The 13,425-nt window shown below is 72.3% G+C and carries 15 protein-coding genes; 6 read left to right on the top strand and 9 right to left on the bottom strand.

Annotated features, from left to right (window positions below):
* Nucleotides 1-467: 467 nt before the first annotated feature.
* The gene (locus ACFY3N_RS19890; protein WP_390817998.1) at nt 468-1,625 is read right to left on the bottom strand and encodes an acyl-CoA dehydrogenase family protein; all 1,158 of its coding nucleotides are present in this window, start codon (nt 1,623-1,625) and stop codon (nt 468-470) included.
* A gap of 215 nt (nt 1,626-1,840) precedes the next feature.
* Between ACFY3N_RS19890 and ACFY3N_RS19885 the strand changes: the two genes are divergently transcribed.
* Nucleotides 1,841-2,062: a hypothetical protein gene (locus ACFY3N_RS19885; protein ID WP_390817997.1), complete on the top strand. Its 222-nt coding sequence runs from the start codon at nt 1,841-1,843 to the stop codon at nt 2,060-2,062.
* 106 nt (nt 2,063-2,168) lie between these two features.
* Here ACFY3N_RS19885 and ACFY3N_RS19880 read toward each other — a convergent pair whose 3' ends face one another.
* Nucleotides 2,169-3,563 carry an NAD(P)-binding domain-containing protein gene (locus ACFY3N_RS19880; protein ID WP_390817996.1) on the bottom strand — a complete coding sequence of 465 codons (1,395 nt, stop codon included), beginning with the start codon at nt 3,561-3,563 and terminating at the stop codon, nt 2,169-2,171.
* 857 nt (nt 3,564-4,420) lie between these two features.
* On the opposite strand from ACFY3N_RS19880, the gene ACFY3N_RS19875 reads away from it, so the two are divergent.
* Together ACFY3N_RS19875 and ACFY3N_RS19870 are read left to right on the top strand one after the other, a co-directional pair.
* Nucleotides 4,421-4,795, top strand: coding sequence for an ArsR/SmtB family transcription factor (locus ACFY3N_RS19875; RefSeq protein ID WP_390817995.1), 375 nt, complete (start codon nt 4,421-4,423; stop codon nt 4,793-4,795).
* 259 nt (nt 4,796-5,054) lie between these two features.
* Nucleotides 5,055-5,840, top strand: a complete 786-nt coding sequence (locus ACFY3N_RS19870) for a sulfite exporter TauE/SafE family protein (RefSeq protein WP_390817994.1) — start codon at nt 5,055-5,057, stop codon at nt 5,838-5,840.
* A gap of 96 nt (nt 5,841-5,936) precedes the next feature.
* On the opposite strand, the gene arsB is transcribed toward ACFY3N_RS19870, so the two are convergent.
* Together arsB and ACFY3N_RS19860 are read right to left on the bottom strand one after the other, a co-directional pair.
* Nucleotides 5,937-7,040, bottom strand: coding sequence for an ACR3 family arsenite efflux transporter (gene arsB / locus ACFY3N_RS19865; protein ID WP_390817993.1), 1,104 nt, complete (start codon nt 7,038-7,040; stop codon nt 5,937-5,939).
* Complete coding sequence (locus ACFY3N_RS19860) at nt 7,037-7,345, bottom strand: ArsR/SmtB family transcription factor (RefSeq protein ID WP_390817992.1); 309 nt, start codon at nt 7,343-7,345, stop codon at nt 7,037-7,039. The genes arsB and ACFY3N_RS19860 overlap by 4 nt, the downstream gene beginning before the upstream one ends.
* Before the next feature lie 95 nt (nt 7,346-7,440).
* Between ACFY3N_RS19860 and ACFY3N_RS19855 the strand changes: the two genes are divergently transcribed.
* Entirely contained in the window at nt 7,441-7,863 is a 423-nt protein-coding gene (locus tag ACFY3N_RS19855) for an arsenate reductase ArsC (RefSeq protein WP_390817991.1), read from the top strand.
* A gap of 252 nt (nt 7,864-8,115) precedes the next feature.
* Here the strand turns inward: ACFY3N_RS19855 and ACFY3N_RS19850 are convergent, their stop codons facing one another.
* The 3 genes from ACFY3N_RS19850 to ACFY3N_RS19840 all read right to left on the bottom strand — a co-directional run bounded on the left by ACFY3N_RS19850 (nt 8,116) and on the right by ACFY3N_RS19840 (nt 10,653).
* A complete protein-coding gene (locus ACFY3N_RS19850) occupies nt 8,116-9,264 on the bottom strand; it encodes an SGNH/GDSL hydrolase family protein (RefSeq protein ID WP_390817990.1) in 1,149 nt (382 codons plus the stop codon).
* A 277-nt stretch (nt 9,265-9,541) separates the two neighbouring features.
* Nucleotides 9,542-9,676 carry a hypothetical protein gene (locus ACFY3N_RS19845; RefSeq protein ID WP_390817989.1) on the bottom strand — a complete coding sequence of 45 codons (135 nt, stop codon included), beginning with the start codon at nt 9,674-9,676 and terminating at the stop codon, nt 9,542-9,544.
* Between the two features lie 476 nt (nt 9,677-10,152).
* Nucleotides 10,153-10,653 carry a lamin tail domain-containing protein gene (locus tag ACFY3N_RS19840; protein WP_390817988.1) on the bottom strand — a complete coding sequence of 167 codons (501 nt, stop codon included), beginning with the start codon at nt 10,651-10,653 and terminating at the stop codon, nt 10,153-10,155.
* Between the two features lie 308 nt (nt 10,654-10,961).
* Here ACFY3N_RS19840 and ACFY3N_RS19835 point away from each other — a divergent pair, with 308 nt between their 5' ends.
* Nucleotides 10,962-11,090, top strand: coding sequence for a hypothetical protein (locus ACFY3N_RS19835; protein ID WP_390817987.1), 129 nt, complete (start codon nt 10,962-10,964; stop codon nt 11,088-11,090).
* A gap of 33 nt (nt 11,091-11,123) precedes the next feature.
* Here the strand turns inward: ACFY3N_RS19835 and ACFY3N_RS19830 are convergent, their stop codons facing one another.
* Complete coding sequence (locus ACFY3N_RS19830) at nt 11,124-11,462, bottom strand: hypothetical protein (protein ID WP_390817986.1); 339 nt, start codon at nt 11,460-11,462, stop codon at nt 11,124-11,126.
* Between the two features lie 412 nt (nt 11,463-11,874).
* On the opposite strand from ACFY3N_RS19830, the gene ACFY3N_RS19825 reads away from it, so the two are divergent.
* A complete protein-coding gene (locus ACFY3N_RS19825; protein WP_390817985.1) occupies nt 11,875-13,077 on the top strand; it encodes an MFS transporter in 1,203 nt (400 codons plus the stop codon).
* Here ACFY3N_RS19825 and ACFY3N_RS19820 read toward each other — a convergent pair.
* Entirely contained in the window at nt 13,067-13,369 is a 303-nt protein-coding gene (locus ACFY3N_RS19820; RefSeq protein ID WP_390817984.1) for a hypothetical protein, read from the bottom strand. The two genes, ACFY3N_RS19825 and ACFY3N_RS19820, sit on opposite strands and share 11 nt — an antisense overlap.
* Between the last annotated feature and the right edge of the window lie 56 nt (nt 13,370-13,425).

Genomic DNA, 13,425 nt, shown 5'->3' with positions numbered 1-13,425 from the left:
GGTGGGGGGGTTGTGGGGGGGGGGGGTTGTTGGGGGGGGGGGGGGCGGGGGGGGGGGGGGGGGGGGGGGGGGGGGGGGGGGGGGGGGGGCCCCCCCCCCCCCCCACCACATGGGTCATCCGCTGCGCCGTCTCGCCGCCCGCCACACGGCGAACGGCATCGGAGGAGAACAGCAGCGGGAGGACAGCGAGCTTGTCCTCCGTGGCGGGGGTGACCGTCACGGCGACCGTCAGATCCGCGGAGTGCGGCCGCAGGGAGTGGATGACGCCGACGGGCGCCGTCACCGTCTCCCCCAGCACCACCACCGTGGGCCGACGCAGACCGGGCGTTCCGCCGGTATGGGCCAGCACGTCCTCAGCGGTGCTGTGGAGGATCTCGGCGGTCGCGGCCAGTTCGGCGGTGATGGTGGTGGCCGTCTGCCGGGGGAGGTCGACCAGGAGCAGCAGGGGCAGGCTGTGGTTCACCGCTTCAGCTCTCGAGCAGGGGTTCGTCGAGCAGGGCTCTGCCGGTCCATACCCGCAGCAGGTCGGTCACCGGGGACATCACGTGCGCGGCGCGGGCGTCGCGCAACATGCGGTGCAGGGGTGAGTGCTCGGCGTAGCCGATACCGCCGACCAGGGTCAGGGCGTCGTTGACGGTGGCCTCAGCGGCCTCGGCCACCTCGGCCTTGGCCGAGGCCAGCCCCAGCAGGGCCTCCGGGGCACCGATCTCCGCCTCGACGGCGGCATGGTAGATCAGCCGCCGGGTGCGTTCCACGCGCGCCCACATCGTGCCCAATCGGTGCTGGACGACCGGCTGCCCGGCAGCGGACCGCCCCACGCGCGCCCCTCTGTGCCGCAACAGGTGGGCACGGGCCTCCTCCAGAGCCGCGGCGGCCACTCCCAGATAGGTGCCGGCCATGGCCATCAGGAAATAAGGGGCGACAACGTTGAAGACGTACCAGATCTCATCGCCCTCCTCCCCCAGCAGGCACCAGTCGGCGATCTCGGCCCCTCGCAGCTCCAGACCGCGCGAGGCGTTGCCGCGCATGCCGAAGCCCTGCCACGACGGCCCCCACTCCAGTCCCGGCACAGTGGCATCGACCACCGTGCACGAGAACTGACCCGGCGGCTTTCCCGGCCCGGCAGCCAGGGTCGACAGGACATAGGAATCCGCGTGGCCGGCATTGGTCACGAAGCTCTTCGCTCCGGTCAGCCGCAGCCTGCTCTCCCCGACACGCTCCATACGGGTCTGCGGCAGCCAGAACTCCCCGCCCGTCCCCGGCTCGGACAGAGCCAGAGTCGTCAGATGCTCACCGGCCGCGATCGGATTCAAGTAGTGCTCCTCCTGCCGGCGGCTGGCCTTCGCGGCGATCACCGCCGAGCCGACGAGGTGCATACCGAAGCAGATCGACGTCGAGGCACAGGCCTGCCCCGTCGCCTCACCGACCTGCGCGACCGCCAGCAAGCCGTGCCCCATTCCCCCGCACTCGGCCGGCACCACCAGCCCGCCCAGCCGGGACTGCAGCGCGGCCATACCCTTCTCCGGCCATCTCCGCTCCTCGTCCACGGCCGCAGCCTCGGGGGCGAGAACCTGCTTGCCGATCTCTCGCGCCGCGGCCACCGCAGCCCCGAGCTCCACTCGCACCAACGCTGCACTCCGTTGCTTCATAGGGCCCGGTCGACGGTATCGGCGGGCACGACAGTCCTCCTTCGGCGCACTCCTGCCAGACGCCCACGCACCTCAACCTTACGGCGTGCTCAGTCATCGCCCGCACGGCCACCGAGTCCGGTGCGGCCCTGGGGCCGCTGGACGGAACCGTGAATCGTCCGGTGCACCTCCCGATCATGGAGGATTCAGCGATGACCAGTGAGAACGTGGCCGAGCAGGACTCTGCCGAGTCGGCGGCGGCCGTGTCGGCGAAGCCCGCGGACGATCAGTCGGTCGACGGGTTGGTGAGCCGGGCCGAGGCCGAGGGGGCTGCGGCCGGCCGGAGAGGGCGGGCTGCCCGACGTCGGTCCGGCGGAGATCGTCGTGCCCGGGACCGGGGCGGCTCGTTCGAGCCGAAGAGCGTCAAGAAGTGACAGAAGAGCCTGACCGGTGTCGGAGCCCTGTCCCTTCTCATGGACGAAACCGGCCCTGCTCGTCTCTGTTCCGGTCGCGGCCCCGCGTGCGGGGTGCCGAGGTCGGTCACGAGCCGCAGCAGCCACCCGCCGGGGCCTCCTCGGTAGCCGCCCCGACCGCGGCGGGGGCGCCGAGCTGGACGAGCTGCGGCGTGGGCGCGCAGCAGCCGCCGCCGTCGGCCTCAGTGGCGTCGGGGGCGTCGAACAGGCCCGCGCCGCCGCAGACCCCGGTCTCGGGGAGGGTGAGTTCGACGCGGTTGGCGGAGTCGAGGTCGCCGGCGATCGCGGCGGCGACGGAGCGGACCTGCTCGTAGCCGGTCATCGCGAGGAAGGTCGGGGCGCGGCCGTAGGACTTCATCCCGACCAGGTACACGCCCTGCTCGGGGTGGGAGAGCTCGCGGTGGCCGTGCGGGTAGACGGTGCCGCAGGAGTGCTGGTTGGGGTCGATCAGCGGAGCCAGGGCGACGGGGGCCTGGAGGCGCTCGTCGAGGCCCAGGCGCAGCTCGCCGAGGAAGGACAGGTCGGGGCGGAAGCCGGTCAGCACGATCACCTCGTCGACCGGGTCCAGGCGGCGTCCGTCCTCACCGACCAGGATGAGTCGGCCGTCGTCAGCCCGCTCGATCGCCTCCGTGCGGAAGCCGGTGACCGCGTCCGCGTACCCCTGGTCGACGGCAGCCTTCGCCGCGAGACCGAGGGCGCCGCGCGCGGGGAGCTGGTCGGCGGTGCCGCCGCCGAAGGTGGAGCCGGAGATGCCCCGGCGCAGGATCCACACCCCCTTCGTTCCCGCGCCGCCGGCGGACTCGGTGAGGTCGGCGAGGTAGGCCAGGGCGGTGAAGGCGGAGGCGCCGGAGCCGATCACGGCGGTCCGCTTGCCGGCGTACCGGGCGCGGACGGCCGGGTTCTTCAGGTCCGGGACGCGGTAGGTGATCCGGTCCGCGGCGGCCTTCTCGCCGAGCGCCGGGAGGCCGCTGCCGCCGGCCGGAGACGGGATGGCCCAGGTGCCGGAGGCGTCGATGACGGCGCGGGCGGAGAGGCGCTCCTCACGGCCGTCGGCGTGGGTGACGTGGACGACGAAGGGCTGCTGCTCGCGGTCGGCGTCCACGCTGCGGTCGCGGCCGCTCCGGGAGACGCCGGTGACGGTGGCGCCGTAGCGGACGCGGTCGCCGAGGGCGTCGGCGAGCGGCTGCAGGTAGAGGTCGGCCCAGTCACCGCCGGAGGGGTAGGTGGCCGGGTCGGGGCGTGTCCAGCCGGTGGGGGCGAGGAGCTTTTCGGCGGCCGGGTCGACGACTTCACCCCAGGTGGAGAATAGGCGCACGTGGCTCCACTCGCGCACCGCGGAGGCGGCGGCCGGTCCCGCTTCCAGGACCTGGGGCTCGATGCCGCGCTCGACGAGGTGGGCTGCAGCGGCCAGGCCCGTGGGGCCGGCTCCGATGACGACGACAGGGAGCTGCTGGGTGCTCATGGTGCTCGGTCTCCTTGAGGGGCGAAGGGGGTCAGCGCGTATGGGTGAAGGCGGCCAGCCGGTTTTGCCGGCTTGGGTCGGTCGCTCGGGCGACGCTGTCGCCGACCTGGGTGCAGCTGTCGCGGAAGCCGGCGCCGGCCAAGTGGCGGGCGGCGCGACGGGCCCGGGCTGGGGACAGCACGGTGCGGAGGGCGAGGACCGGGACGACTTCTTGCTTCGATGTCTGTCTATTGCTTGCGCGGCCCAGCATGGCACCTGCATCGACAGGCGTCAACATAGACATTCATCGAAATCAAGGGGTTCGCTGATGGAGCACATCGACGTCGCCGCCATCGGCGGCGGCCAGTCCGGCCTCGCCACCACCCGCGCATCGTCCCACTGCGGGCCGCGGCCGGGTCGCGGCCGCACCACTACGCCGACCTCACGCCGTTTTCGTCCGCCCGGTACAGCTCCCCGCCCGGGACGCCGTTCCCCGGCGACGGCTTCGAGGTGGAGCAAGAGGGTGACGGCCGGTTCTCCGCACGGGCCGCCGTGGCGGCCTCCGGACGTTCGGGCGCCCGCGCCGGCCGGCGCCGCCGGGCCTGGAGGCGTACACCGGCCAGGCGCCGCACGCCGCCGACCACCGCGGTCCGACCCCGCTCACCGGCGCCGACGGAACCGGGCCCGTCCGGCCGGACGGGGAGCGGGAGGAGGTCGACGTGATCGTGCCCGCCACCGGCTACCGCCCCGACCCGCCCTATCCCGCCGGCCGCGGCGGCGCTCTCGACGCAGAGCGGATCGCCCGGTGCCCGGCCGCCCGCCCCGCGCGCCGGTGACGGCCCCCTCCACACTGGTTCGACGTGTGTCAACATAGACGCATGTCGAATGCGAAGGTGCTGCCGCTCCTCGAGCCCGCCGACGGTCAGGGCGTGGCGCCGTGCTGCCCCCCGCTGGCCGAACGCCCGATGACCGCCGGGGAGGCCGAGACCGCCGCGCGGATGTTCAAGGCCCTCGGCGACCCGGTCCGCCTCCGCCTCTTCTCGGCCGTGGCCTCCCACGAGGGCGGCGAGGCGTGCGTGTGCGACATCTCCGACGTCGGCGTCTCCCAGCCCACCGTCTCCCACCACCTGAAGAAGCTCAAGGAGGCCGGTCTGCTCACCTCCGAGCGGCGCGGCACCTGGGTCTACTACCGCGTCGAGCCGTCCGTGCTGGCGGCGATGGGCAAGCTGCTGACCCTGCCGGCCGTGACCTGACCGGCGCGGGGAAGGGAACGTCGCCTTCGAGACCGCCGCGCCGGCCCGGACGCCGCCGAGAAGGGCTGCCGCGCACCCACCGCTCCGCCCGGCAGGGCCCCGGCCGTAGCCGCGGAGGCCGGCGGGCAGGGCGGCTCGCCCGGCTGTTCCTGCTGTTCCTGCTGTTCCTGCTGTTCGTGAACATCCCGTTACGGACCCGCCCTTCGCTCGCTCCGCCCGCTGATACTGGCCGGGCAGCGGTCGGAGGGCGGGGAGCCGGGTGGAGTGGACGGTGTGGGCGGGCTTGTCGGCCGGGCTGCTGATCGCGGTGGTGACCGCGCCGGTCGGGGTATCGGGAGCCGTGTTCCTCCTTCCGGTCCACCTGAGCGTCTTCGCCGTGCCGAATCCGGCGATCACGCCGACGAATCTGCTGTTCAACGTGGTGGCCGGGCCGGGCGCCCTGTGGCGGTACCGCCGCGACGGCGCTCTGCGCGGCGGCCTGGCCCGGCGCCTGGCCGCCGGAACCCTGCCCGGCGTCGTCCTCGGTGCCGCGATCCGCGTCTTCGCCCTCCCCGGCCCCGGCGTCTTCCGGCTGCTGATCGCCGCCCTGCTGCTGCCGCTCGGCCTGTGGCTGTGCACCCGCACCCTCGCCTCGGCCACACGCCGGCCGGCCGCCGAAGCGGAGCCGTCCCCGGCCGTCCTCACCGCACTCGCCCTCGCGGTCGGGATCATCGGCGGGATCTACGGCATCGGCGGCGGCTCCCTGCTCGGGCCGATCCTCGCCGCCCGCGGCGTGCCCATGGCCCGCATCGCACCAGCCGCTCTCGCCGCCACGTTCGCCACCTCACTCGTCGGGGCCGCCGCCTACGTGCTGCTGTCGCTGCTCGGCTCCGGCGACGTCGCCCCCCACTGGTCGCTCGGCCTCGCCTGCGGTCTCGGCGGCCTGGTCGGCGGCTACCTCGGCGCCCGCCTCCAGCCCCACCTGCCCGAGACCGCGCTGCGCCTGCTCCTCGGCACTCTCGCCACAGCCCTCGGCGCGCTCTACGCGCTCCAGGCGCTGGTGTAGAACCAGGCCGCCGGCCCGGTGAGCGCTGCCGGGCCTGAACGCCGCGCCGGCCTGTACCGCGCGGGTGCGGACCGGCGGGAGTCACTGCTTCACCGTTCAGGCGTGGGCAGTGAACCTCCGGCGCCAGGCAAGGGAGACGTACACCAGCGCCACCAGGACCGGGACCTCGATCAACGGGCCGACGACGCCGGACAGGGCCTGGCCGGAGGTGACGCCGAAGGTGGCGACGGCAACCGCGATGGCCAGCTCGAAGTTGTTGCCCGCCGCGGTGAACGCCAGGGTGGCGGTGCGGTCGTAGGTCAGGCCGAGCCCTTTGCCGAGGGCGAAGGCGCCGAACCACATCACCGCGAAGTACACCAGCAGCGGCAGCGCGATCCGCGCGACGTCCAGCGGCTGCGAGGTGATCGTCCTTCCCTGCAGGGCGAAGAGGATGACGATCGTGAACAGCAGCCCGCACAGCGCCCAGGGGCCGATCTTCGGCAGGAACCGCTGCTCGTAGGCGGCGCGGCCGAGTTTCCTCTCACCCAGGCGGCGGGTGAGGAAGCCGGCGGCGAGCGGGATGCCGAGGAAGACGACCACGTTCAGTGCGATCTCCCACATCGAGATGCCGAGGTGCCCGCCGTCGCCGAGACCGAGCCAACCGGGCAGCAGGTCGAGGTAGAACCAGCCCAGCAGGCCGAAGGCGAGGACCTGGAAGACCGAGTTGAGGGCGACGAGGACGGCCGCGGCCTCGCGGTCGCCGCAGGCGAGGTCGTTCCAGATGATCACCATGGCGATGCAGCGGGCGAGGCCGACGATGATCAGGCCGGTGCGGTACTCGGGCAGGTCCGGCAGAAAGATCCACGCCAGCGCGAACATCACCGCGGGGCCGACGATCCAGTTGATGACCAGCGACGACACCATGAGCTTCCGGTCGCCGGTGACGGCGTCGAGCCTGTCGTAGCGGACCTTCGCCAGCACCGGATACATCATCACCAGCAGGCCGAGCGCGATCGGCAGGGAGATCCCGCCGATCTCCACCTTCGCGAGCGCGTCGTTCATGCCCGGGACGGTCCGGCCCAGGCCCAGGCCGACGGCCATGGCGAGCACGATCCACACCGCGAGGTACCGGTCGAGGGTGGAGAGCTTCTTGACGATCGAGTCGTCCCCGGCCGCGTCGGCGCTCTGGGCGCGGGCGGTGGCGGGCTCGGCGGAGGTCACGGGCAGGCCCTCTTGTTCTCGACGGCGGTGCGGGCGGACTCGGCCAGCGCGGCGAACTGCTCGGACAGGCCGGCCAGGACCTCGGGCTTGAGCCTGTAGTAGGTGAAGCGGCCACACGGCTCGGTCTCCACGATCCCGGCCTCGCGCAGCACCTTCATGTGGTTGGACAGGTTGGTCTGCTTGGCTCCGGTCTCCTCGGCCAGGTGCGTCGTGCAGAGCGTCTCGCGCGCCAGCAGGGTCACGATCCTCAGGCGGAGCGGATCGCCCAGCACCCGGATCACATCAGGATCGACTGAAGTCAGCATGCGCTGATATTCTCACATCACCACTCGCTGATACCAGCGGAGGCTGAAGTCATTGGCGGCTGGGTTCCGCCGTGCGACGAGAGAGAACGATCATCATGGCCGACAAGCCGTCCGTCCTGTTCGTCTGCGTCCACAACGCCGGCCGCTCCCAGATGGCCGCCGCCTGGCTGACCCACCTGGCCGGCGACCGCGTCGAGGTCCGCTCCGCCGGCTCCGCCCCCGGCGACCAGGTCAACCCGGCCGCCGTCGAGGCCATGGCCGAGGTCGGCATCGACATCTCCCGGGAGACACCGAAGATCCTCACCGTCGACGCGGTCCGCCAGTCGGACGTCTGCGTCACCATGGGCTGCGGCGACACCTGCCCCGTCTTCCCCGGCAAGCGCTACCTCGACTGGAAGCTCGACGACCCGGCCGGACAGGGCGTCGAGGCCGTCCGTCCCATCCGCGACGGGATCAGGACCCTGGTCGAGGCCCTGATCGCCGAGATCGCCCCGGCGGAGCCCGAGGCGACGGCGTGAGCGGGACACGCGAGGTCGTCATCACCGGCTCCGGCCCCGCCGGCCGCTCGACCCGGCCCTGAACGTCACCGGGGCCAAGAAGGCACCGGGCTGCGGCCGCCAGGACCGAAACGGCACCCACGCCGGCAGGGCCCTCACCCAGGGGCCCCGCCCCCGCACGCATACCGCAGCCTTGGAGTACGTACCTGACACCAGCCACGCGGCACGGCCTCTCCCCCGCCGACCGGTGCAGACGGACAGTCGTCCTCCCGGTCACCAGTCCAGCGGCAGCGTGGCGAGGTGCTGGTCGAGCAGACCGGAGATGATCCGGTGGTCGCGGAGCGAGGGGTGCCAGTCGCAGCCGAGCCGGTCCAGGCCAGGATCGTCGTAGTACCAGTAGCCGACCCGGTCGTCCCCCCGCGCGTTGCGGTCTTCGACGATGCCTCGGGCGGTGTCGGCGAAGGCGCTGCCGGACACCGGGGTGGCGCTGACCACCAGGAACGTCCTGCTTCCGTAGCGGGCCCGCAGCTTGTCGAGGAAGCCGTGGTAGGCGCTCGCGTAGGCGGCGATCAGCTCGCCCTGTGTGGCCCACGGCTCGCCCGGGTGGAGCGGGGTCGAGAAGTCGTTGATGCCCAGGCCGATGACGACGACCTGCGGCCGCCAGCCGCGCGGCTTCTGCCAGACGTCGCCGGCGACGTTCAACAGGGCCCGGTCGTAGTAGGTGCGGTAATCGGTGCCGGGGTCGCCGCCGTTGTAGTTGCGGACCATGCCGCGGCCGGAGAACGCGTTCTGCTGGTAGTCCGCGTCGAGCTTCCGGGCGGTGAGGGCGCCGAAGGCGAGGTCCGCGTTGCTGTTCCGGTCGACCCCTCCGTTGGCAGAGCAGTCGCGCGTACCCGATGCGTTGCCGTATCCGGCGGTGAAGGAGTCACCGATGAACTCGATCTGCCTGCTCCGCGCCGCGGGGGCGGCGAGGACCTTTCCTCCCCGAACGGCGACGAATCCGCCGAAGCTGCCGACGGCCCACGGGCTCTCCGTCCGCTTGACGAGCCGCACGGTGTGCTCGGTGTCGGCGAGATCCTCGGCCCAGGACGTGGTGCGCCCGGGAGTCACCAGTGTGCTGACGGTCGTTCCGTCGATCTGGACGTCGTAGTCGTTGGCAGCGTCGTCGAGCACGATCCCCACGCCGGTGCCGCGGAACCGGCCTTCGAAGGCGATGCCGGGCCAGGTGTACTGCACCGAGCCGTCAGCCGCCTTCCTGACCCGGCCCACCGTCCGAAACCCGGCGAAGGCGGCGGACGGCAGGGAGCGGTGGGCGGCGGACGCCCGGGAGGGAGCGGCCGCAGCGGCGGTGACACCCGCAGTGACGCTCGCGGCGGCAGCCGTGAGCAGTGCCCGCCGGGAGAGAGGGGGAGCGGTGCGCATGAGCGGTCCTTCCGGTGTCGGGAGATCTGCACGTGCGGTGGTGCGGGAGCGCTCCCATCATGACCGTGCCGGTGCGGCGTGGGGAGTGGTCGGTGGTGACGGGCACGGAAGACGCAGGTGTGGTGGCCGAGGAGACGATGCTGCCCCTGTTCCGTTTTTCGCAGTCCTGCCGGGATGCCCGCGGCCCTCAGGGGAGCCGCGGTCCTCACCGGCACCTGAGGCGCGGCCACCGGCCGCACCCGGAGGGATGGCCGGGGCGAGGAGACGGTAGTGCTTCTCACCGCACGTCGAGGTAGTCGCCCGGTGCGTTGCCTGCCGCGGTGGTGGTGTCGCCGGTGTAGCTGTAGCGCCAGTACCCGTCCCGGGTGGCGATGACGGTGGTCTTCAGGCGGCCGACGGAGCCGACGGGCACCGTGTGGCCGTTGAGGCGCTCGGACAGATGACCGTCAGTGAGGCGGCCGAAGTCGCAGCGGCACGCTTGCCCAGGGCCCCCGGATGGAACGCCGACCGCTCTCCGGGATCAGGGAGAACCGGAGCAGCGGGATGAGGTCGGTCGCCCCGCAGCCGCATTGCAGGCGTTCATGATCGACGTCACGATCGAGACCGACACCACGGGGCACGGGGGCGGGCCGGCACGGCTCCGTTCTTCTGCGCCGATTCCGTTCGGCCGAGAGGCCCGGCTGTGGCCTGCCGAACAGGGCGGCCGGCAGGGCCTGTTCGGCAGACCGCCGGGCCGGCGGTGAGGATCGGACCACCCCTCACCCCCCAGCCGAGCGCCGTCCACGCGCAGTCGGGCCGCTCGTACGGGCACGGCCGGCGCGGAAGCTCATCAGTCCTGTGCCTGGTACGGCCGGTCAGGCGACGGCGGCCGACACGTGGCTCCGGGGATCAGCCGTGGTAGGTGATGTACCCGTTGCCGTCGCGGTCGTCAGCGGTCTTGGTGTAGGCGTGGACGTCGGCGCGGGAGCCGGAGGGCTTGTAGAAGTAGATGGTGTCCTTGTCGTTGTTCCAGATGAAGTTGCAGTTCTGGCGGTAGACGACGTTGCCCGCGTCGGAGTCGGTGCCGCGGCCGCCGCGCAGCTTGACGTAATCGCCGGGCTGCAGGGTGTGGCTCTTGGTGAAGGTGAACGTGTTGCCGGCGGCGTCCTTGACCTTGTAGCCCTTCAGGTTCACGTTCGCCGTCTTGGAGTAGTTCTTGATCGTCAGGTACTCGTCCTTGGTGTTGCCACCCGAGCACTGGTTAGAGTCCCGGCCCGGGGCGTCGTACTGGACACCCTTGATCTTCAGCGCCGAGGAGTACTCGGCGGCCTGGGCCGGCGCGGCGGTGAGGCCGAGCACGCCGGCGGCGGCCACGGCCGCGGCGACGGGCAGGGTACGGCTGATGCGCATGCGGGTTCCCCCCTGATGGTGCCTATGGAGCGTCAGGGAGCATACTGAACTCATGATTATCGTATGGTCAAATGATGAAGTACATGTGAAGACGGGTCGTTGAGTGGAGTGGGGTCGGTTCCTCGTCGTGGGGTGCTGCCGGGCAGCATGGGGCGGTGCACTTCGATCAGCCGCCGCCTCGCGAAGTGAAAGTCGTCGATTCGGCCTCGCTCTCCCCGATTTGGGCAACCGCTCGACTCTGCAACGGAGTTGCACGCTCACGGGTGCAAGCCGATGAGGGGGGAGCCGTGGACGTTCCGGAGATCCTGATGAGGAAGTTGCCCCGGAGGACGGGCAGCGTGCCGGTGGTGATCGTCGTCCCGCAGCCCAGGGCACTGGTCACCGCCAGCTCGCCGGGGACACTGTTGACCGACAGGACGCCGGTGGAGTTGCGGTAGGCGGCGGACGCCCTGCCCGCCATGCTCGCGCGTTCACACGTCTTTGCGGAGCATCGCCGTGATCCGACGGCCGAGCGCGACGGGCAGCCGTTCCTCGCATACGAGGCGGATACGGTCCCGCTCGGCGCTCAGCCGCGCGGCTTGCGGGACGGATGACGCCGCTGGGTCGTTCCCTCGCGCGGTGCGCATGACGGCCTCCCGGCGCCATGCCTCGCGCACCTGTCGGTTCACCGCTTCCCAGCGCGTCGGCCGCCGGGCCAGGAGCTCGGCACCGAGCCGGCGAAGCGGCTCGGGCCATGAGCCGCACCAGAGGTGGTCGACCACCGCGCCCAGTGCTTGGACCAGCACGACCAGTGGATCGGCGAAGTACACGCGAACGACCTCGGCCACGCCCTGCCCCGGGCCCGGACAACGGCCAGGTGTCCCGGCGGGACGGATACCTCGTCCTCGATCCCCTCGCGCGAGCGCACTGTCCTCGCGAGCTGCCCGTCGACGACGAGCACCACAAAAGATCACTACGTGGGTCACCACGAGCACACCCACCACAAGCACGCCGCATTCATGGCCCTGGCCGAGCAGGCGGCTCAGAGGCAGCCGAGGACGATCCGGTAACTTCTCCACCCTGGGATGCGGCGGTGCCGACGCCGGGACCTGCACCGACACGTCCCGGGCGGCCGGCTGCCCCCTGGGGACGCACCGGTCCGAGGGCCCCGGGGTGGTCGGTGACCGACCTCCGGCCGCGGGCCGGAGCCGGGAAACAGGGCATGGGCAAAGGGGAACATCTGTGAACGTCGGTGTGCAACGCGGTGCGATAGCCGCCGTGCAGGTGCTCGGCCTCGCCGTGTGGTTCTCCATGTCGGCGGTGGTCCCCGGCCTGCGGAACGACTGGGGGCTCACGGCCGGCGGCGCGGTGTGGCTGACGGCCTCCGTGCAGTTCGGTTTCGTCGCCGGGGCCGTGGCCTCGACCGCCCTGAACCTGGCGGACCGCGTCCCGCCCCAGCACCTGCTCGCCGTCAGTGCCGCGGCGGCCGCGGCCTGCACCGTGGCGCTGGCCCTGGTCGCCGACGGACCGGCCGTCGCCGTTCCGCTGCGCTTCATGACCGGGATGTTCCTGGCAGGGGTCTACCCCACCGGCATGAAGCTCATGGCCTCGTGGTCCGGCAGCGCCGGACGGGGCAGGACCATGGGCGTGCTCATCGCCGCCCTCACCCTCGGCTCCACGCTCCCCCATCTCATCGCCGGGCTGGGCTCCCTGCCCTGGCGCGGTGTCCTGCTCGCCGCGGCGGCGGCCGGGCTCGTGGGCTCCGTCATCGCCCTGGTCCTCGTCCGGCCCGGCCCCCACGCGGCGTCGGCCGCACCCGCCCGCAACCCCCGGTACGCGCTGACCATGTTCACCGAACGCGGGCCGCGCCTGGCCAATCTCGGCTACTTCGGGCACATGTGGGAGCTCTACGCCCTGTGGACCTGGATACCGTCCTTCCTGCTGGCTGCCCCCGCCGCGGGAGGACTCCCGGGCTCGGTGGAGATCACGGTGTTCCTCGCCATGGGACTCGGCGGAGCGGCCGGCTGCCTGCTCGGCGGCTGGGGCGCGGACCGCTTCGGCCGCCCGCCCGCCGCCCTGGCGGCGCTTCTTCTCAGCGGCCTGTGCTGCCTGCTCTCCCCGCTCCTCTTCCACGCTCCGCCACCGCTGCTGTTCGCCTTCTGCGCGCTGTGGGGCGCCGCCGTGATCGCCGACTCGGGGGTGTTCTCCACCTCGCTGAGCGAGGTCGCCGACCACCGCTACATCGGGACGGCGCTCACCGGCCAGACCGCGATCGGGTTCGCCCTCACCGTCGTCAGCATCCAGCTCACCCCCCTGCTGGCCGAGGCCGTCGGCTGGGAGTACGCCTTCCTCCTCCTCTCCCCCGGCCCCCTGGCCGGCGCCCTCGCCATGCGCGCCCTCGGCAGAGGCGCCGCCTCCGTCCGCTCCCCGCAGGTCACCTCCTGACGGCCGGCCACGAGGTACAGGCCGCACCGTGCGGCAGTTGACGCACGGTGCGGCACCGGACGACGAGAGGGCCGCTGACCGTCGCGCCGTGCGACCGGCGTCCTCGTCGCGCCACGCCGTCGGTGCCCAGCGGGATGAATGTGGTCACCGAGCGGGTGTCGCCGTAGCCGAAGAGCAGGAACCGCTGCGGGCCGGCGAGCCGGTCGTCGAGTTCGAGCACCACCAGCCTGTCGCCGGCCTCGGCGAAGGGGCGGTGGAAGGCGATCATCAGCTCGATCTCCGTGCGGTCCACGGGCCAACGGCCGCTCCGCTCGGAACGGGGCGCTCACCCAACTGGCGACACGGCCG

Origin of the sequence: Streptomyces sp. NPDC000348, from assembly GCF_042898795.1 — a bacterium.
Taxonomy (GTDB): Bacteria; Actinomycetota; Actinomycetes; order Streptomycetales; family Streptomycetaceae; genus Streptomyces.
This window is presented reverse-complemented; position numbering and strand designations above follow the sequence as displayed.

What these genes read in the sequence shown, in the direction of transcription:
- ACFY3N_RS19885 (WP_390817997.1), top strand. Translation starts at nt 1,841, where the DNA reads ATGACCAGTGAGAACGTGGCCGAGCAGGACTCTGCCGAGTCGGCGGCG.
- ACFY3N_RS19855 (WP_390817991.1), top strand. Translation starts at nt 7,441, where the DNA reads ATGGCCGACAAGCCGTCCGTCCTGTTCGTCTGCGTCCACAACGCCGGC.
- ACFY3N_RS19875 (WP_390817995.1), top strand. Translation starts at nt 4,421, where the DNA reads ATGTCGAATGCGAAGGTGCTGCCGCTCCTCGAGCCCGCCGACGGTCAG.
- ACFY3N_RS19840 (WP_390817988.1), bottom strand. Translation starts at nt 10,653, where the DNA reads ATGCGCATCAGCCGTACCCTGCCCGTCGCCGCGGCCGTGGCCGCCGCC.
- ACFY3N_RS19860 (WP_390817992.1), bottom strand. Translation starts at nt 7,345, where the DNA reads ATGCTGACTTCAGTCGATCCTGATGTGATCCGGGTGCTGGGCGATCCG.
- ACFY3N_RS19880 (WP_390817996.1), bottom strand. Translation starts at nt 3,563, where the DNA reads ATGAGCACCCAGCAGCTCCCTGTCGTCGTCATCGGAGCCGGCCCCACG.
- ACFY3N_RS19850 (WP_390817990.1), bottom strand. Translation starts at nt 9,264, where the DNA reads ATGCGCACCGCTCCCCCTCTCTCCCGGCGGGCACTGCTCACGGCTGCC.
- ACFY3N_RS19835 (WP_390817987.1), top strand. Translation starts at nt 10,962, where the DNA reads ATGAGGAAGTTGCCCCGGAGGACGGGCAGCGTGCCGGTGGTGATCGTC.